Source organism: Polyangium mundeleinium, assembly GCF_028369105.1.
Classification (GTDB): Bacteria; Myxococcota_A; Polyangia; order Polyangiales; family Polyangiaceae; genus Polyangium; species Polyangium mundeleinium.
In genome coordinates, this window is record NZ_JAQNDO010000001.1 from 2,817,756 (window position 1) to 2,836,334 (window position 18,579).

The 18,579-nt window shown below is 69.4% G+C and carries 14 protein-coding genes; 3 read left to right on the forward strand and 11 right to left on the reverse strand.

Annotated features, from left to right (window positions below; genetic code table 11):
* Positions 1 to 75: 75 nt before the first annotated feature.
* Both POL67_RS11505 and POL67_RS11510 read right to left on the reverse strand, forming a co-directional pair.
* Complete coding sequence (locus POL67_RS11505; RefSeq protein ID WP_271917300.1) at positions 76 to 1,359, reverse strand: thiolase family protein; 1,284 nt, start codon at positions 1,357 to 1,359, stop codon at positions 76 to 78.
* 14 nt (positions 1,360 to 1,373) lie between these two features.
* Positions 1,374 to 3,338 (reverse strand): 3-hydroxyacyl-CoA dehydrogenase/enoyl-CoA hydratase family protein, encoded by a 1,965-nt coding sequence (locus POL67_RS11510; RefSeq protein ID WP_271917301.1) that lies wholly within the window; start codon positions 3,336 to 3,338, stop codon positions 1,374 to 1,376.
* Between the two features lie 350 nt (positions 3,339 to 3,688).
* Between POL67_RS11510 and POL67_RS11515 the strand changes: the two genes are divergently transcribed.
* Complete coding sequence (locus tag POL67_RS11515) at positions 3,689 to 4,402, forward strand: YsnF/AvaK domain-containing protein (RefSeq protein WP_271917302.1); 714 nt, start codon at positions 3,689 to 3,691, stop codon at positions 4,400 to 4,402.
* A 12-nt stretch (positions 4,403 to 4,414) separates the two neighbouring features.
* Here POL67_RS11515 and POL67_RS53535 read toward each other — a convergent pair whose 3' ends face one another.
* The 8 genes from POL67_RS53535 to POL67_RS11555 all read right to left on the reverse strand — a co-directional run bounded on the left by POL67_RS53535 (position 4,415) and on the right by POL67_RS11555 (position 15,039).
* Positions 4,415 to 6,385, reverse strand: coding sequence for a sulfatase (locus tag POL67_RS53535; RefSeq protein ID WP_271917303.1), 1,971 nt, complete (start codon positions 6,383 to 6,385; stop codon positions 4,415 to 4,417).
* Complete coding sequence (locus POL67_RS11525) at positions 6,382 to 6,951, reverse strand: hypothetical protein (RefSeq protein ID WP_271917304.1); 570 nt, start codon at positions 6,949 to 6,951, stop codon at positions 6,382 to 6,384. The genes POL67_RS53535 and POL67_RS11525 overlap by 4 nt, the downstream gene beginning before the upstream one ends.
* Before the next feature lie 153 nt (positions 6,952 to 7,104).
* Positions 7,105 to 9,045, reverse strand: a complete 1,941-nt coding sequence (locus POL67_RS11530; RefSeq protein WP_271917305.1) for a sigma 54-interacting transcriptional regulator — start codon at positions 9,043 to 9,045, stop codon at positions 7,105 to 7,107.
* A gap of 158 nt (positions 9,046 to 9,203) precedes the next feature.
* Entirely contained in the window at positions 9,204 to 10,979 is a 1,776-nt protein-coding gene (locus POL67_RS11535) for a HEAT repeat domain-containing protein (protein ID WP_271917306.1), read from the reverse strand.
* 243 nt (positions 10,980 to 11,222) lie between these two features.
* The gene (locus tag POL67_RS11540) at positions 11,223 to 12,065 is read right to left on the reverse strand and encodes an SDR family NAD(P)-dependent oxidoreductase (RefSeq protein WP_271917307.1); all 843 of its coding nucleotides are present in this window, start codon (positions 12,063 to 12,065) and stop codon (positions 11,223 to 11,225) included.
* A 10-nt stretch (positions 12,066 to 12,075) separates the two neighbouring features.
* The gene (locus POL67_RS11545) at positions 12,076 to 13,224 is read right to left on the reverse strand and encodes an NAD(P)/FAD-dependent oxidoreductase (RefSeq protein WP_271917308.1); all 1,149 of its coding nucleotides are present in this window, start codon (positions 13,222 to 13,224) and stop codon (positions 12,076 to 12,078) included.
* Positions 13,225 to 13,236: 12 nt separating this feature from the next.
* A complete protein-coding gene (locus tag POL67_RS11550; protein WP_271917309.1) occupies positions 13,237 to 14,061 on the reverse strand; it encodes a 3'(2'),5'-bisphosphate nucleotidase CysQ family protein in 825 nt (274 codons plus the stop codon).
* A gap of 36 nt (positions 14,062 to 14,097) precedes the next feature.
* Positions 14,098 to 15,039, reverse strand: a complete 942-nt coding sequence (locus POL67_RS11555; protein WP_271917310.1) for an aldo/keto reductase — start codon at positions 15,037 to 15,039, stop codon at positions 14,098 to 14,100.
* Between the two features lie 114 nt (positions 15,040 to 15,153).
* Between POL67_RS11555 and POL67_RS11560 the strand changes: the two genes are divergently transcribed.
* Positions 15,154 to 15,783: a hypothetical protein gene (locus POL67_RS11560; RefSeq protein ID WP_271917311.1), complete on the forward strand. Its 630-nt coding sequence runs from the start codon at positions 15,154 to 15,156 to the stop codon at positions 15,781 to 15,783.
* 18 nt (positions 15,784 to 15,801) lie between these two features.
* Here POL67_RS11560 and POL67_RS11565 read toward each other — a convergent pair whose 3' ends face one another.
* Positions 15,802 to 17,865, reverse strand: a complete 2,064-nt coding sequence (locus tag POL67_RS11565) for a DUF8728 domain-containing protein (RefSeq protein WP_271917312.1) — start codon at positions 17,863 to 17,865, stop codon at positions 15,802 to 15,804.
* A gap of 57 nt (positions 17,866 to 17,922) precedes the next feature.
* Here POL67_RS11565 and trmB point away from each other — a divergent pair, with 57 nt between their 5' ends.
* Positions 17,923 to 18,576 (forward strand): tRNA (guanine(46)-N(7))-methyltransferase TrmB, encoded by a 654-nt coding sequence (gene trmB, locus POL67_RS11570; RefSeq protein WP_271917313.1) that lies wholly within the window; start codon positions 17,923 to 17,925, stop codon positions 18,574 to 18,576.
* The last annotated feature ends 3 nt before the right edge of the window (positions 18,577 to 18,579 follow it).

Genomic DNA, 18,579 nt, shown 5'->3' on the forward strand with positions numbered 1-18,579 from the left:
TTCGGGTCGAGGGGCGAACAGCCCCCGCGGGGTCCGGGGCAGCGCCCCGGCGCGACGGCCTACGCGTGAGACGCCTCAGCCCATCGACTCGAGCACGAGCGCGATGCCCTGCCCGCCGCCGATGCACATCGTCACGATGCCGTAGCGCTTCTTCGTCCGGCGGAGCGCGTAGGCACACGTGAGCGTCAGGATCGCGCCTGTTGCGCCGAGTGGGTGGCCGAGTGCGATTGCGTTGCCCATCGGGTTTACGCGCTCCGGGTCGATGCCCATTTTCTCGAAATCGCGGACGCAGGCGAGCGCTTGGGGGGCGAATGCTTCGTTGATTTCGACGATGTCCACGTCCTTGCCCGTGATGCCTGCCTTCGCGAGCGCTTTTTTCACGGCGGGGACGGGGCCCCAGCCCATGATTTGCGGGTCGCATGCGGCCACGCCCATGCCTGCGATGCGCGCGAGCGGGCGCGCGTCGTGACGCTCGGCGTCTGACTCCTTGCCGATGAGCATCGCCGCTGCGCCGTCGACGACTGCGCTCGCGTTGCCCGCCGTGATGATGCCGCCTGCCTCGAATGCAGGCGGCAGACGCCCCATCTTCGCGGGGCTCGGATCTTCGAGGATGTGCGTGTCGTATTTCAGGATCGTGGGATCCCCGCCGTCGTCTGCGGGGAGCGCGACCGGCTCGATCTCCTCGTCGAAATGGCCTGCGTCGCGGGCGGCTTTCGCGTTTTTATGGGAGCGATAGGCGAAGGCGTCGGCCTCCTCGCGCTGGATGCCGTAACGACGGCCGAGCTCCTCGGCCGTGTTTGCCATGGCCAGCTTCGCGCTCGGGTCGTAGAGGCTCATGAGGAGCATGTCCTGCAGGTGCGTGCCTGCGGGCAGACCCTTCGCCTCGATGGGGCCGTATTTCTGCGTCGCCGCGCCGACCTTCTTGCCGCGGTAATCGTAGAGGCAGAAGGGGTATTGCATGCTCTCGGCGCCGCCGACGACGGTGAACGGGCGCTCCTCGTCGTTGCGCAGGCCTGCGAGGAGGATCTCCGCGCCGACGCAGATCGCCTCGGCGCCGCTGCCGCAGATACGCGCCACGGTGAGGGCCGGGACGTCCTTGCCGAGGCCGCCGCGCCAGCGCATGCCTTGCGCGCCGTAAATTGAGTCCCGGTGGCTGTGCTGGGCCATGCCCATCACCACGTGGCCCACGAGGCTGGGGTCGATCTTCGTGTGCCCGAGCGTCGCCTTGATGGCCATGCCGCCGAGCTGGGTCGTGGAGAAACGCGAGAAGAGGCCCGGGGCCTTGTTGTCCACGAGGATGTCGGCGCGCGGGGTGCGACGCCCGCCGTCGAGGATGACGATGCTGGTCTCCTTGCTCATCGAACGCTCCGATCTCATTCGTGGAGGAACGCCGCCGGTACACGCGGGCCGTTCTGGATGAAGTTCTTCATGCCGATGTCGAGGTCGACCGTCTCCTTGCATTGCCCGAAGCCCTTCGCTTCGAGCGCGAGGCCCTCGGCGAGCGGCAAGGCATTGCCGCGGCGGACGACGGAGACCAGAATCGCGTCGATGGCCCGCGAATGGTGGCCGAGGTCCGTGGCGGGGAGCTTGTCGGGGACCGCGATCGGGGCCGCATCGACGGGCGCGAGCTTGATCTCGCCCGCGAGGTGCTTCTGCACGAGGGCCTTCGCCTCGCCGAGGAAATCCTTCACGGGTGCGAGCGTCGCCCAGCCCCAGGCGTGTGCTTCCTTCGCGCCGACCGTGCGGCCCGTGCGGAGGAGGTCGAGCGCGCGCTCGAAGCCGATGAGCCGCGGCAATCGTTGCGTGCCGCCATAACCGGGGATGATGCCGAGGTTCACCTCGGGCTGGCCGAGGACGAGCTCCGGGCCGATGACACGGCCGTGGCACGCCATCGAAATCTCGGCGCCGCCGCCGAGGACGGGGCCATTGAGCGCCGCCACGACGGGCTTTTTCATCGAGGCGATGGTGTCCAGCACCGCGTGGCCGAAATGGCAGATGCCCTCGCAATCGGCCGGCGTCTTCAGCGAGGCGAGCTCGCCGATGTCCGCGCCCGCGAGCGCGCCGTCCTGGCTCGTGAAGATCACGCCTTTGACCGTGTCGTCCGCGGCGAGCTCCTTCATCGACGCCTCGATTTCGGAGAGCGTCTCGCGGTTCAACGCATTGCGCACCTCGGGCCTGCGCACCGAGACGATCGCGAGGTCGCCGTCGCGCCCGACGACGACGTTCTTGCGGAAGCGCGGGAGGTTCTTTTCGGTGATGCTCTTCGGGACGTGGAATCCCGGGTGCGCGGAGGCGTACGTGGTGCACACGGCGTGCACGCGCTCGATGCCGAACTCCTCGGCGAGCGAGAGCAGGCCCTTGCGGAAGCCGAGCGACATGCGCGTGAGCCAGTCGAGGTCCGAGGGGGCGCAGATGGTCTCGTCGGCGACGAAATAGGTGCGCGCGAAGAGCACGGCGAGGATGCGATCGAGGACCTTCTTGCCGAGCGCCTCGTCGTACCGGCCGTCGCCGCGGTTCTTCGGGTCGTGCCAGGGGCGATTGCCGACCTCGCGCAGAATGGCGGGCGGCTCGAACCACGCGCTGCCCGTGGGCGCATCACGCATGAGCTCCTGGCAATGGACCGTGAGCAGGTTGCCCCGGGTCAAGTCCATCACATTGAGCGGGCCGCCGCCGCCGATCGCGTCATTCACGATCGCGTCGACCTGCGCCGGCGTGGCCACGCCCTCGGCGACAATACGCGCGGCCTCGGAGACGTAATTGCAGAAAATGTCATCGGCCGCGAAACACGCGACGTCGGCCGTGATGATGGGGACCTTGCCGAGCTTCTCCAGCGTGCGGAGCATCCGCTCGCCGAACGCGTCGTCGCCCGAGAGGACGACCTCGACCGGGAGAGCGCGCCACGCGGGATAAAAGGGGTGGTTCACGAAGCAACGTTCGGGGTGCTTCGTCCCTTTCGCGATCTCGGCGCGCGGGATGCCGCTCGTGGCAAAGCCGATCAGGCAGTCGGGCCGGACCGTGGCTTCCAGCGCGGCGATGATCTTGCGCTTGATGGGAAGATCCTCGGTCGCGGCCTCGAGGACGTAATCACACGCGGCGAGGTCCGCGAGGGAGAGGGTCGGGACGAGGGCCTCTTTTACCGCGCGCGCGGCGCTCTCGGAGAGCTTGCCGCGGGCGAGGGCCTTCGCCACGTAGGTCCCGATACGAGCCATGCCCGCGTCGAGCGCCTCTTGCTTGATGTCGTGCAAATAGACGCGGCCACCTTCCCTGGCGATGGCGGATACGAAGCCGTACGCCAGATCCGGGCCGATCGATCCCGAGCCGATCACGCCAACGATCATGTGTGAGAACACCTCCGGCGCGTCGGGGCGGCCCGCGGCCGGGTGCCTCCGAAGCAGGGCCGGCCCTTATCACCGGAGAGCCGCGGCGCCAAGGCTTGGCGCGCTCTCCCCTCCCCGGAGGCTGCGCAGAGGTCTTCGCGCTTGCCCTGCCGCGCTGGCTTGTCGCGGCGTCGAACAGACGAGGACGAGGGCCGACGTCGTCTGTCGAGCATGGGCCCGCCCGTCACGCGTGCCCGGCCGTCCCCATTGCGGGCACGCGCATTGCAGTTTCCACCCGGAACGGTCGCCGCGGACCACGGTCTTCGCGTGCGATCGATCGGTCGCAACCCTTTGCGAAGGAGGCGCGCATCATGGCGAACCCGTTCGTCGATCAAGTTCGGGAAGGGATGGAGGTCCGCACCGTGGACGGGCACAAGCTCGGCAAGGTGGTGTCGGTCCAGGCGGACGACTTCGTGGTGGAGAAAGGATTTTTCTTCCCGAAAGATTACATGATTTCCTGCGATGACATCGCGGAGGTCCGCGAAGACACGCTCGTGCTCTTGAAGCGCCGGGAAGAGCTCAGCATCGAGGGCGGGGTGCTTTCGTCGCGCGGCCTGACGCACCAGGAGCCGCTCCAGTCCGCGTTGCGGCTCGAAGAAGCCGAGCGGACGGAGGAGGCTGCCCGGTTGTCGTTGCACGAGGAACAGGTGCAGGCGACGACACACACCGAGCAGGTGGGGGAGGTGCGCATTCACAAAGACGTGGTGACGGAGGAGCGGCAGCTCTCGGTGCCCGTGAAGCGCGAGGTGGTGACGGTCGAGCGCGTGCCCGTCGCCGCAGAGCGCGCGCGCAGCGACGCCAGCGCGGGGAAGGAATTTCAGGAAGAATCGATCGTCATTCCGATTCGCGAGGAGGTGGTCGATATCCAGAAGCGGTCGGTGGTGACGGAGGAGATCGTCGTCATGCGGGCGACCGAGGAGACCGAGGCGCCGGTGAGCGCGACGATCCGGCGCGAGGTGGCCGAGGTCATTTCGGAAGGGGAGGTGGAGGCACACGAGGTGCCGCTGCGCAAGACGGGGACGTGAAGGCAGGCGGCGTCAGCGGAGCGAACCGGCGAGGCTCTCGGCGAGGTGAGCCGCCTCCTCGGGGCGCTCGTCTGCGAGATTGAAGTACCCCTCGGGATCCGCTTCGAGATCGACGAGCACGCTCCGCCGCGCGCGGACGTCGAACGAATAAAACCACGGAAAGCGGACGACACCGATCTCCATGGGGATCGCCGTCTCGGCATACCCCACGTTCTCGAAGACAATCGAGCGCGTCAATCCCTCCGAGCCCCCAGGAGAAACCTGCAACGGGCGACCGGGGAGATTCGCGTCGAGGACGCCCGCCGCGGCGAGGAGGGTGGGCGCCACGTCGACGTGACCCACGGCGGACGCCTCGACCCGCGGCGCAACGCCGGGAAAACGCGCGACGAACGGAATGGTGATGTGGAGCGGATGCGCGAGGCCGTGATGGACGAGGCCCCGCTCGCCGAGCCCTTCGCCGTGATCCGCGAGCACGAGGAGCGTGGTCGCGCTCCAGCGGGGCGAGGCGCGTAGAAAGGAGACGAGGCGGCCGAGCTCGGCGTCGACGAGGCGGACGGCTTCGGCGTATCCGGTGGGGATCGGCTGCGGGAGCTGCGCGTGATCGTGCGGCTCCATGAAATGGATCCAGGTGAAGAGGGGCGCGCGGCGGTCGGGGCGGGAAGCTATGCGGGTGAACGCGTCCACGAGGTCCGGCGCGCGGAGCGGGGCGCGGCCGTTTTCCTCGACGACCCGGGAAAAACCAAGCGCGAGGGAAGGGTAATACGAGATGAGGCGGCCGCCGACGAGGGCGACGGTCTCGTACCCGAGGGCGCCGAGGCGGCGCGCAACCGTGTTCGTATCGGGGGAGAGCGGGGCGGCGACGCTGCTGCGGACGGCGAGGTGGACGAGGTCGCGCTCGGGTTTGCCCGTCATGATCCGCGTGACGGCGCCAATCGTGGCCGGCGCGGACGCGTAGGCGTGGCGGAAGACGACGCTCTCGGCCGCGAGCGCGGAAAACGCAGGCATGTGGGTATCGATGACCCCGGCCGGGCCATAAAGGCGATCGGCGCGGAGGGTATCGATGGTGACGAGGAGGATGTCGTCACGCGTCGTGGGGGCATTCGGCGCGGGAGGCTCTGCGACTGCCGGGGTCGTGGGCGGCGGGGCTGTGGCGAGGGTGACGGCGCGCGTGAGCTCGTCGGCGAAAGGCTCGGGGCGAAGGCGCGGCAGCTCGCGCAGGAAGGCCGAGGGCAAGGTGCGGCCCATGCGGAGGAGGTGGTAGCCGCGCGCCGAGGTGCCCGTGATGGATATCGCGGCGACCCAGGCGAGCGCGCCGAGGGAGAGGGCGGCCTGCGCGCGGCGCGAAATGCGGCGGAGGAGCGAGATGCAGGCGAGGCAGGCGACCCCGAACGAGGCGGCGACGAGCGCGACGTACGTCTGCTGCGAATACGGCGCGCGCAAAAAGGAGAGGATCGCGGCAAGCTCGCCCGTGGCAAGGAGGACAGGGAGGGCCCAGCGCCGGGCCGCGAAGAGGGAGAGGGCGAGGTCCACGGCGCGCCGCGCGAGGCCAAACGCGAGGGCAAACGCCGCCGCGGCGAGGAGCACGCCCGCCGCGACGAACACATGCCGCTTGAGCGTGGCCGGCAGCGTGGTGGCGTGGTTCGTCACGGCGATGAGCGTCAAGGACAAACCACCGACGAGGAGGAGCGCGGTGAGCCGATCGACACGCCGGGCGCGCGCCTCGGGGGAATCGGGCGTGGAGGCACCTCTTCGCGCGAGGACGGCCGCGAGGGCGAACGCGGCGCCGCCGAGCAAGCCCGCGCCGAGATAGGCGGCGCCTGCGGCGGCGATCGCGCCCGCGATCTCACGCAAGGGCGCGGGCGGCGTGCGCGAGCGGAGGACGAGCAAGATTGCGTCGGCGAGGGTGGCCCCGAGGCCCCCGGTGGCCCCCGCGGAGAGCGCCGCGAGCAGCGTCCCCCGCGAGGAAGCGTGCGGCGAGGTCACCCGTCGCCGTGGCCGCCCGAGGGCGAACGGGGGATGACCGGAATCCGCACGGTGGCCGGCGTCGGCGTGCGTCCGCTGACCGGACCCCGCAGGCTCGGCGGCGTGCCCGCGCTCTGCGGGATGCCGGTGCTCACCGGCTGCGCGCTGATCGGGCCGCCCTGCTCGCGCCGCTCGATGACCTCGCGCAGCCGCGCCCGCTCGGGCAGGCTCACGATGTCACCGAGAAAGTTCTCGGCCTCACGCACCTCGCGGAACGCGCGGCGCTGCGGGTGGAAGGCGTCGCGGAGGATTCGCTGCATCTGGAGCGAGAGCGTGGGGCTCGCGCTGAGGACCAGGGCCGCGCGGAGCAGGCGCGGCTCGTTCCGCATCGTCGCGACGTACGCCTCCACCATGTCGGGCGGGAAGACGTTCGCGTCGCTCAAATCGACGAAGACGATGTAGCTCCCGAGCACCGACTGGAGCATGGCGTCATGATCACGACGCCAGCCAATGGCTTCTCCCTCACCGACCGGCGACCAGAACCGGACCTCGATCAGCCTGCCGACGTGGCTCTCGATGCTGTACATCGTTGGGAGCAAGCGTAACCGAGGTACGCTTCCCCCTCAAGGCCGGCGTGCCCACGACGGGCCCCGACGAACGGAGCGCGGGGCGCGAGGCATGGGGCCCGGACAGATCCCTGCGCGACAAACCTGCGGGGGTTGTCCCGGCAATACGCTGGATCAGATGCCGTATTGGCGGAGCTTCTTGTGCAGGCCCTCGCGCGTGATGCCGAGGGTCTTGGCGGCGTTCGTCTTGTTGTTGTTGTGATCGCGCAGGGCCTCGAGGAGGAGGTATTTCTCCACGACGTCCATCATGTCCTTGAGCGTGCCGCGCGTGACGCCCGCGCGGTTGACGAGGCCCTCGACCTGGCGGATTCGCGGCGAGAGGAGGTCGGGCGTGGCGAACGCGCCGGGATCGAGCTGGATCACGATGCGCTGGACCTCGTTCTGGAGCTCACGCACGTTGCCGGGCCAGTCGTAGGCCACCATGAGCTCCATCGCCTGCTGGCTGAAGCCGCCCACGTGCTTGCCGAGCTCCTCGGCGTACCGCTGGAGGAAATGCGAGGCGAGCAGCGGAATGTCCTCACGGCGCTCGCGGAGCGGCGGCAGGCGGAGCGGGAACTGGCTCAGGCGATAGTAGAGATCCTCGCGGAAGCGGCCCTTCCGGACCTCTTCTTCGAGGTTTCGGTTCGTCGCGGTCACGATTCGCACGTTGACGTGCTTCGGGGTCGTGGCGCCGACGGGGCGGATCTCGCCCTCCTGCAGCGCGCGCAGGAGCTTCGATTGCAAGGAGAGCGGCGTCTCGGTGATCTCGTCGAGGAAGAGGGTGCCGCCGTCGGCGATCTCGAAGAGGCCCTTCTTGTCCTCGGTCGCGCCCGTGAACGAGCCCTTCTTGTGGCCGAAGAGCTCGCTCTCGAGGAGCGTCTCGGTGAGCGCGGCGCAGTTCTGCGCGACGAAGAGCTTGTCGCGGCGGTTCGAGCCGTAATGGATGCGCGCCGCCATGACCTCCTTGCCCGTGCCGGTCTCGCCTTCGAGCAGGACGGTGACGCGCGTGTTCACGACCTTCTGGATCTGCGTGAGGACACGCTGCATCGGCTCGCTCTGGCCGATGATGACGACGTCCTTGCCGCCGCGGCGCTTCTCCTCGCGGCCCTTCAAGAAGGTGTTCTCCTTCTGCAAGCGCTCCTCGGCCGAGACGAGGCGCTTGATGAGGCGCGCGTTCGCAACGGCGAGCGAGGCGTTGTACGCGAGGACGCCGAGGAGCTCGACGTCGTGCGCGTGGAGCATGCCGGGCGCGCTGCGGTTGTCGATCTGGAGGACGCCGATGATGTCCTCGCCGCGGAAGAGGGGGACGCCGATGGTGCTGCGGATGGAGGCGCCCATGATGGACTCGGTGCGGCCGACGTCGGTGGGCGCGTCGGCGGCGAGCACAGCGGCGCGCTCCTTGACGACCTTGCGATAGACGCTGCGCGCGACGGGCACGGGGCCGCGCGGCGGGCCGCCCGCGCCGTTCGCGAGGCGCACGCGGGTCATGACGGGCACGTAGGCGGCGGCGCCGGGATCCCGGCCGTCTTCGTCGTCGCGCAGGATGACGGTGGCGTGCGTCGCGCTCGGGACGAGGAAGAGCGAGGCGTCGGCGACCTCGATGAGGACCTGATCGAGATCGCTGCCCGCGCCGATGCGCTTCTGCGCGGCGTAGAGCTTCGAGAGCAGGCCGGGATCACGCTCGATCGCCGCGGCGGCGGGGACGATCTCTTCGATCGGCTTGATCTGCACGACGCGGGCTTTGTCGCCGTCGTCGGAGAGGGTGACGCGCAGCGCGGCCACGTTGTCGCCGGTGCCGAGCTCGACGACGTCGCCGGACTCGAGCTCGACGGGCCCGGTCTCGGGCGTCACGCGCTTGCGCTCGTCACTCCGGACGAGCGTCGTGCCGTTCGTCGAGCGCAGGTCGTGCAGCGCGGCGCGATCGGCGCCGACGACGATGCGCGCATGCTCCCCGGAGACGTGCTGGTCTTCGAGCACGACGTCGTTCGATGGAGCGCGCCCGATGCGAACGACCTCCTCGCCGACCTCGAACGTTCGACCCGCAGCGATCCCCTGCGTTACCTCCAGCACGAGCATAAAGCGGCGGGATACTACGCTTGGTTCTACCCGCGCCGAAAACAAAACCCCCGGGCCCGCGAAGAACCGACCCGCGCAAACAAAACCCCGCGGGCTTCGAAAACAAAACCCCCCTCTCCCGGAGGGAGAGGGGGGCAGGGGGGTGTGGGAGTTCCAGTCTACTGGCCGCGCGCGTTCAAGCGGTAGATGACCGTCTTGAAGGGGTTGACCGCGGCGATCTTGTTGCTGTCCTTCGTCGCCTCGGCCTCGTCGACCATCTTCTGGAGCTGGCCCGCGATGGTCGCGTCGCCCTTCGCCGAGCGGCGGTCGATCACCTGCACCGAGATGAACTTCGCGGCCGCGTTGTTGATCTTCGGCAGGAGCTCGACGAGCTTCGGCCGCGCGGCATCGCCGCCGAGCACGCCGACCATGTACGCGCTCTTCATGCCGACGAACTGCTTGTCACCGACGTGCGAGTTCGGATCCGCGAGCTTGCCGTAGTAGCAGTCGAGCTTGTCGCCGCACTCCTTCAGGAGGTCGGTGGCCGTCTTGTATTCCTTCTCGTAGCCCTTGCCGAGCGTGGAAGGCTTGCCATCGGGGCCGTTGATCTTGGAGTTGAAGAGCTTGTCGACCTCGGGGATCTGGTCGGCCTTCATGAGCTTCATCGCCGTGAGCAGCGTCGCGGCGCGCATCGGCTCGAGGTCGGCGTCCTCGCCCTTCGCGTCGAGCGCGTTCTTCACCATCCAGGGCACGAGGTTCGCGTCGAAGAGGTAGCCCATCGTCTCGAGGAGCTGATCACGCGCGCCGACGCCGGGCGGGATCGTCATCGTGATCGAGGTCTTCTCGTAGACGCCCTGCACCGCCTTGAGGCTCGTCTCCGAGGCCGGGAGCTTGAGCAGCTCGCGGGCGATGACGACCTTGCCGGTGTCGTCGGCCTTGGCGATCGCGTCGATCATCGGCTGCACCGCCTCCTCGCGGCCGATGCTGCCGAGGATGAGCGCGGAGGGCGCGACGTGCGCCGTGTCCGCCTGCTTCGTGGCGGCCTCGGGCACCTTGCCGTCCTCGCCCTTGTTCGCGAGGAGGAACTCCTCCTTCGCGTACTTCACGAGATCGGCGTCGGCGCCCTGGAGGAGCTTCACCGTCGGCTCGATCGAGGGCTTGCCGATCTTGATGAGCGCGTAGATCGCCGTCGCTTGCGCGTCCGCCTTCGTGGGCGAGAGGACGATCTTGATGAGCGGCTGCACCGCCTTCGCGCTCTTGAGCTGGCCGAGGATTTCGGCACAGGTGATCTGCCAGTAGAACTGGTCCTTGAGGACGTTGATGTCCTTGCGGTCGGCGATCGGGACCTCGATCTTCTTGACGCAGTCGCCTTCCCAGGAGGGCTCGGCGAGCTCGAGCAGCGCGTCGTGCACGTCGCGCGTGATGAGCGAGGCCTTCGGCTTCGAGTGGCGGAGCTTCGAGAACGCCTCGAAGAGCGGGCCCGCCGCCTCCTTCGCCTTCATCGGCCCGACGCCGCGCGCTGCGGCGCGCACGTCTTCTTCCGTGCTGTCGGGCTTGTAGTCCTTCAGCGTCTTGATGAGGCACGGCGCGCCGCGGGCATCACGCGCGTCGGAGAGGAACTTGACGACCTTCGACTGCGTCTTCTCGTCGAGATCGCCGTTCGCGCAGATCTGCGACATCGGCTCGACGATCTTGTCGAGCAGCGGCTTGACGTTCGGACCGTTCCTGTCCTTGTTGTCCTTCGTCATCGCGTCTTCGAAGAACTGGACGAGGCGGCTCACGGCAGGCACGCGCGTGGCCGGCTCCGAGAGCTTCTTGACGTGCGTCAGGGGGTCGTTCTCATCCCCCCCACAGCCAACGACGGCGCTCGTGGCGACGGTCACCCCCGAGGCAAATACGGCCCCCAGGAGGAGCGAACGAAGGGTGGGGTAAATTCGGCGTGCAGTGCGGACCATGTCTTCCTCCGGCGTTCCCTCAGGAGCGGCCTTGGCACGGCGGTCGTGCGTTGGATGGGTCCTAGATGCCCCCCGCATCACGACGACCACGGTGCCACTAGCGAGCGGAAACGAATGACAGCGCGTTGCCGAAGACCAGCGGGTTGCGTTCCCCGGAAGGCCAAGTCCCCCGGATGACTACAGAAAGCGACCCAACTCGCCTGCGATCTAGGGTCCGCACGCTATGCGTGGTCGCTCGACGTGTCAACGAACCCGCGAAAGCGCGAGCGCTCGGCGGAGCCCCAGCGCGAATAAACGGTCAGGCATCACACCGCGTAGGGTCGTCATCGTGAGCCCGTCTCGACCGACGATCGTCCGGAACGGGGGAGACGGCGCTCCGACGAGGCGCGCGAGGGTGCGACCCACCTCGTCCGGCGGCGGCGCGCGCCGCGCTCCACCGATGGCGAGATCCTCGATCCTGCGGATGAGCGCTCCGTAGGGGCCCTCGTCGGCGACGTGCGCGCCGCGCTTCAGGTTCTCGAAGAAGATCGGCGTGCGGAAGGTGCCGGGCGCGACGACGAGGACGTCGATCCCGAAGGACTCGACTTCCCAGCGCAGCGCCTCGCTGAAACCCTCCACGGCGTGCTTCGTGGCCGCGTAGATCGCGAGGCACGGCATGGCCACGCGGCCCGAGGTGCTCGACACGTTGAGGATGCGGCCGCGGCCGGCGCCGCGCATCGAGGGGAGGATCGCGCGCGTGGTCGCCATGAGGCCGAGCACGTTCGTCTCGAGCTGGAGGCGCACGTCTTCTTCCGATTGCTCCTCGAAGGGTCCGCCGATCGCGATGCCCGCGTTGTTGACGAGCGCGAAGAAGGGCCCGTACTTGAGGACGAGCTCGCGGATCTTGTCGCCCACGTTGGCCGAGGTCACGTCGAGCTGCTCGATGTCGAGCGAGACGTTGCGCGCCTTCGCGGCCTTCTCCAGGGCCTCGCGTCGGGCGAGGTCGCGCATCGTCGCCACGACCTTGTGCCCCGCCGCCGCGCACTCGATCGCCGCCGACAAACCGATGCCGCTCGACGTCCCCGTGATCAGGACAAGCTCTGCCACGCGCGGCAGTTTAGCCGATGATCATCGATTCCGAGAGCAACTTGCCCTCGGCGAACCTGCGCAGGTTCCAGCGGTCGAAGAGCGGCAGCTTCGTGCCCTCGGCGATGTGCTGCGCGAGGAGCTTGCCCATCACGGGCGCCATCATGAAGCCGTGGCCCATGAAGCCCGAGGCTTGGTAGAAATGTTCGATCGTATCGACCTCGCCCACGATGGGGTTCGCGTCGGGCGTGAGGTCGTAGCAGCCCGCCCACTGGCGCAGGACCTTCACCCGGCCGAGGAGAGGCACCGTGCGCGTGAGGGCGCGCGCGTAGAGCGCGAGGAAGCGGTGGGACGAGCCCATGTCGAGGCCCTCGGGGACGTCCTCGTTGGAGATGCCTCCGACGATCTCGCCGCGCATCGACTGCGAGAAGTACAGGCCGTTCGAGAGGTCCGCGACGAGCGGCTTGAGCCAGGGCTTGAGCGGCTCGGTCGAGCAGATCTCGTGGCGGTGCGGGCGGTTCGGCAGCGCGACGTCGAGCAGGGCCGCGAGGAGCGGGCTCCATGCGCCGCAGGCGTTGACGACGCGGTTCGTGCGGATCGTGCCCTTGTTCGTCACGACGCCCTCGATCCGTGAGCCGCGCGTCTCGAAGCCCGTGACCTCGGTGAAGGTCTCGATGTCGACGCCGAGCTTCTGCGCGCACTCGGCGTAACCCCAGACGAACGGCCAAGGGAAGACGACGGCGTCGTCGGGGTTGTAGCTCGCGAGCAGGACGCCCTCGATGTCGAGCTCGGGCACGATGCGCTTGGCCTCTTTCGGTTCGAGCAGGCGCGTCGCGAGGCCACACTCGTTCTGCACGCGCACGCTCTTTTCGAGGTTCTTCTGCGCGCGCTCGTTGCGGACGAGGAAGAGGTAGCCGCCCTGGCGGAACCAGACGTTGATCTTCATCTCGGCCGCGAAGTCGCGGCACATGCGGATGCTCTCCTGCATGAGCCGGATGTTCTCTTCGCTGCCGAACTGGGCCCGCACGCCGCCGCCGTTGCGGCCGCTCGCCCCGCCGCAGAGGTAGCCCTTCTCGACGACGACCGTGTCCGTGATGCCGTGGTCTTTCGCGAGGTGCCAGGCGACGGACAGGCCCATGATCCCGCCCCCCACGATCACCACGCTGGCTCGGTCGCGCATGGTAGGCGGAGCTTAGCGCAAAGCGGAGATGGCTTCGATCACGGTGTCGTAGAGCGCGGCGTTCGTCGCGACGAGGCCGTTTTCGAGGTTCAGCCCGCCGTACGCGTAGTCGATCGGCGTGCCGTCGAGGTCCGAGAAGCGGCCGCCCGAGGCGACGAGGATCGCCTCGGGGCCGCACGTGTCCCAGAGCTTCACGCCCGTGCCGCCGTGCACGTAAATCTCGGCTTCGCCGGTGCAGACGCGCGCGACCTTCACGCCGACGGATCCACACGGGACGACGCGGTGGACGCCGAGCCGCTTGGCGAACGGCTCGGTGAGGTGCGGGCGGTGCGAGCGCGAGACCATCAACGTCGCCTTCGAGGGATCCCGCTGATCGGTGACACGAAGCGGGCGGCGTGTGCCGTCCGAGGCTTCGAGGAAGGCGACGGGGGACGCGCCGACGCGGCCGCAGAGCGCCTCGCCCGACTCGGGCATCACGACCACGCCGAGCGTCGCACGGCCGCCCACGGCGAGGCCGATCATCACGGCGAACTCGGGGTTCCGGTCGGCGAACTCGCGCGTGCCGTCGAGGGGATCGACGAAGAAGACGCGTTGGCTCTGGACCATCCGCCGCGCCTCGGCTGCGGTCTCGGGCGGGGTCTCCTCGGCGATGATCGGGTCACCGGGGAACGTCTCGGCGAGGCGCGCGCAGATGAGCGTGTTCGCCTCGCGATCGGCGCGCGTGACCGGATCGTTCGGGCCCTTCATCTCGACGGCGAAGGCCGTCCGGTAGACCGCGCGGACGATCTCCGCCGCCTCGCGGGCGATGGACAGGACGGTCTCCAGCTCGGTGTCCATGCTGGCGCTCTCCATGGTGTTTCTGCGCGGGCTCCGTCAGACCTCGACGCCCACGGCCTTCAGCCGCGCGGCGAGCTCGACCATCACGGTGTCCTTGAGATACGGCGGTTCGCCTGCCTCGCGTTCGAGCTGGTCGAACTGGGCGACCGAGCGGGGGCCGAGGATCGCCGAGGAGACGAGCTGGTTCGCGAGGACGAACCGAAGGGCGACGGAGCGGAGCGTGCCGACGTCCTCGGCCTTGGAGAAGGGGCGGAGCGCGTCGAGCTGCAGGATGCGCTTCGCGAGCTCTTTCTGGCTCCAACGATCGACGCGGTGGTCGCCGGCGTAAAACTCGCGCTCGGGGCTCCAGTGGCCGGTGAGCAAGCCGTGGGCGAGGACGCTTCGCGCGAGGACACCGACGTTGTGCTCTTTCACATCCGCGGAGAGCGCGTGGAGATCCTTGGCGACGAAGACGTTGTACGCGAGCTCGAGGACCTTGGCCCCGGCGCGAATCGCGGCGCGCCCGACCTCGACCGATCCGGCGCTCACACCCCAGGCGCGCACGAGGCCGCGCTCTTCGAGCTCCTTCATGAACGCGACGGTCTCGGTCCGCGCGAGCGCCTGCTCGGTGGGGTTGTGGAGGAGCACGACGTCGAGCGGGCTGCGATCGAGGCGCTCGCGCGAGCGCTCGAAGGCGACGCGCAGGTAGCTCGGATCGAAGCGCTTCTGCGCAGGCGAGGCTTCGAGGTCGGTGCCGATCTTCGTGACGACGTACGTCGTGTCCTTCGGCAGGCGCGCGCCGAGCTTCTTCTCCATCGCGCCGCGGCCGTACACGTCGGCGGTGTCGAAGAGGTTCACGCCGGAGGAGACGGCACGATCGAGGACACGATCGACCTCGGGCAAGACGACGGGCCCGTAACCGTCGCCCGAGAGCCCCCACGTGCCGAGGCCGAGCTCGGAGACTTCGAGGGAGGTTTTGCCGAGAGGCCGCTTTCGCACGGCCTGCATTTACAACGTACGGCGGTGTCCGTCCATCGTGCATGGCGCGAGCCCTCGCCCGCGCCGGGCTCCCGATCGAGCCGCCCCGGAACCAGGGAGGTTTACGAGGGCACCATGGCGAAGGAGCCGTTTTTCGCGTCGAGGACGGAGGGCGAGAAGACCTCCGAAGGTCGGGATGTGGAGGCGGCAGAAGGCGCACACAAAGCGCTCGAGCTCGTCGCATTGCGTGGCACCGAGGTGCTCGGCGTGCGCCACGTGCTCGATGGCGGTGCGTGCTGGATCGGGCAGGTCCCGGAGTCGGTCGCGCGGATCCCGATGACCGAGTACGGAGGCCACCCCGTGGTCGTGGCCGAGGTCAGGGAAGGGCAGTTCGTGCTCCACGTGCCGCCGCGCGCGCGAGGACGAACGCACGGAAAAGATGGGCTCGGCCGACTCGTGACGGGGCCCGTGTCACTGGAAGTGGACGAGGGCGATCGGGCGGTGATCGTGCTCGGGCCGGTGCAGATCCGCGCGCGGCTCGTGGCGATCGAGGCGTCGGGCAAGGAGCGCGTGCGGATCCCGAACGAGACGCGTCGGCTGCTCACCGTGATGGGCGCGCTCTACGTCACGGCGCTGGCGCTCTGCGCGGCGATAGCGCCCGCGCGGCCCGAGCGGCTCGCGACGGGCGCGGTGAGGCGGGCGATCGCGACGGTGGCAGAGAGCGTGGTGAGCGTGAACGCCACGCATGATCTGGACCGGCCGTGATCTGCGGAGGCAGGCGCGTCACTGGTAAAGCCAGTAGTGAAACGCATGGAACACGCCCGCCTCGCGCGGCGTGACTTCGATCTCGGTCCGGGCCCATACGCGATCCGGGGGGATCTCCACGACACGCTCGACCCACGCGCCGGCCGGGAGCCGCGCCGAGCCGATCTCGATGCCGCCCGCGCGCACGACGAGCTCGACGTCGGTGTCGGCCGAGGCGCGCAGGACGAGCGACGCCGCGCGGCCCTGCGCGAGGGTCGCGGTGAAGCGGTCGAGGGAGCGGCGCATGCGGCCCGCGTCGGCGATCTCGGCGGCGGGCGTCGTCTCGTCCGATCCTGCGTCGTCCCGCCGCGGCGGCTCGGCCATCACCGCCACGTTGTCCTGGTCCGACGCCCCGAGGCGCGCGTAGCTGTGTGTGTCCTCGGACTCGAGGTCGGAGACGTCGATCTCGTCGGCGAGCGCGCCCTTCGGCGTCGCCGCGCGCGGCAGCGCCCCCGAGCCGAGGAGATCCCAGCGCGCCTCGTGGGCGATCATCGTGGGTCCCCCAAGGATCGACTGATCAACCACGGTCTCGCGGTGCAGCTCCTCGCCGAGCACGGGCGGGCAGGCCATCCACTGCGGATACACGATGAAGTGCGAGGGGCGGCGCTCGGCGGGCAGCTTTTCGTAGTGCTCGAAGCGCGAGCCGGCGCCGAACGTCCAGTAGCGCGACTCGCCCTCGGTCGTCAGGCCGACGACGTCGAAGGTGCGCCGGTCGGAGACGTAGGCGAGCGCGCCCGTGTCGTTCACGCCGATGCGCGCGTCCGCGGGGAGATGTTCGCGCGCCCAGAAGCCGAGCGTGACCTGCTGGTGATCGATCGCGCGCGCGCTCGTCGCGAGGTCGGAGAGCGTCCACGGGAGCTTGGTGACGAGGGCGCCCGTGAACAGGCCGAGGACGAGCGGCGTGACGGGCGCGCGCGCGCGGACGAAGCGCCGCGCGAGGTCGCCGATCTCGCGGGCGAGGCAGGCGAGGAGGACGAAGTGCGCGGCGTAGAAGGGCCAGACGTAACGGACGCGGTTCCAGAGGAAGCTCAGGTACGTGCACGGCAGCGCCGTCGCGAGGACGATCGCGAGGACGAACGTGCCGTGGATCGGGAGCGCGCCGCGGTGCGCGCGATGGACGAGCGCGAGGGCGCCGAGGAGCGTGGGGACGAGGAGGTTCTCGGGGACGAAGACCGCGGACCACTCGCCGCCGTCGAGCACGCTCTGCCAGAGGGTGCGCAGGTTCGATTGGAGGAACGCGATCATGCCGGCGCGGTCGTAGGCCGGGTTCGCCGGGAGCCACTTGACCATCGTGGTCGCGGAGGCCGCGTGGCCCGCGATCACGAGGTGGAGCAGCGGCACGAGGAGCGGGCCGATCGCGGGGACGAGCGCGACGAGGCGCCGCGGTTTGCCCTCGCCGTTCGGGCGTGACGCGAGCGCGAGGACGGCGAGCGCCGAAGCGACCGCGCCTTCGGGGCGCACGAGGGGCGTGAGCAAGCCGAGCGCGGCGACCTCGATCGCCTGGCGACGGCCCGGCGCAGGGGACGCAGGATCCGGCTCGCAGTACGCGGCCGCGACGCGCGCCGTGCGCATGAGCATCCACGCGAAGGGGATGGTCTCCATGCCGCTCCAGGCGAACCAGGCGAACGCGCCGAAGCCGAGGCACATGATCATGGCGCCGGCGCCCGCGGCGCGGCCGGCGAGGCGATGCGCGAGGCGCCCAGTTTCGACGGCGAGCGCAGCGTGCGCGAGCGTGCCGAGCAGCCATGCAGCCCAGACGAACGAGAGCCCGCGCAGGCCGAGGAGGTGAAACGGCGCGAGGACGATCGGCCAGAGCAGGCTCGTCGCGCCGGTCGTGTAGCCCTCGCCGGGCACGTACGAGAAGAAGTGGCCTTCGGCGAGGCGACGCGCGTACTGCAGGTGGATGAAGGCGTCGTCGAGCGGGAGCGCGGGGCGGCCGGCGCGGGTCAGGATCCCGCGGATGGCGAGGGCGCCGAGGGCGAAGCTCACCACGAAGGGAAAGGCGTAAGGGGCCAGGCGTTTGCCCACGTCCCGAGGCGTCACGGGCGCGACCATACCGACCTCGTCAAAGGCCCGCTACCCATCCGGCCGACGTTGTGCTTGTTTGCGCCCGCCATGGTGTTCCGGCCGCGCCCCAACCATCCGTACGCTCACGCCGCTCGCTTCCCGGACGAGGGACCGGTCGACATCGGCTCGATCCTGCCGGGCGAGGGGCCCATCGAGATCGAGATCGGCCCCGGCCGCGGCGGCTTCCTCTTCGAGCGCGCGGCGGCCGCGCCCGAAAGCCGGCTGCTCGGGCTGGAGATCCGGCTGAAATGGTCGTCGATCGTGGACGATCGGCTCAAGAAGCAGGGCCTCGGGGCGCGGGCGCGCGTGCTCAACGCGGACGCGCGCGAGGCGCTCTCCCGGCTCGGGCCGGATGCCTCGATCGACACGTTTTTCATGCACTTCCCCGATCCCTGGTGGAAGAAGAAGCACGCGAAGCGCCTCGTCATGGGGCCGGGCCTGCTCGACTCGATCGCGCGGCTCTTGCGGGACGGCGGCGCGTTCTACGTGCAGACGGACGTCGCGGAGCGGGCGGAGATGTACGAAGCGCAGGTCGGCGCGCACGAGGTGTTCGAGCCGAGCGGCGACGAGCCGGGTTCGGCGCGGATGGTCGAGAACCCGTACAACGCGCGGAGCCCGCGCGAGCACCACGCCATCGCGGACGGGCTGCCCGTGACGCGTCTGCGGTATCGCCGCCGCCCGCGCTGACTT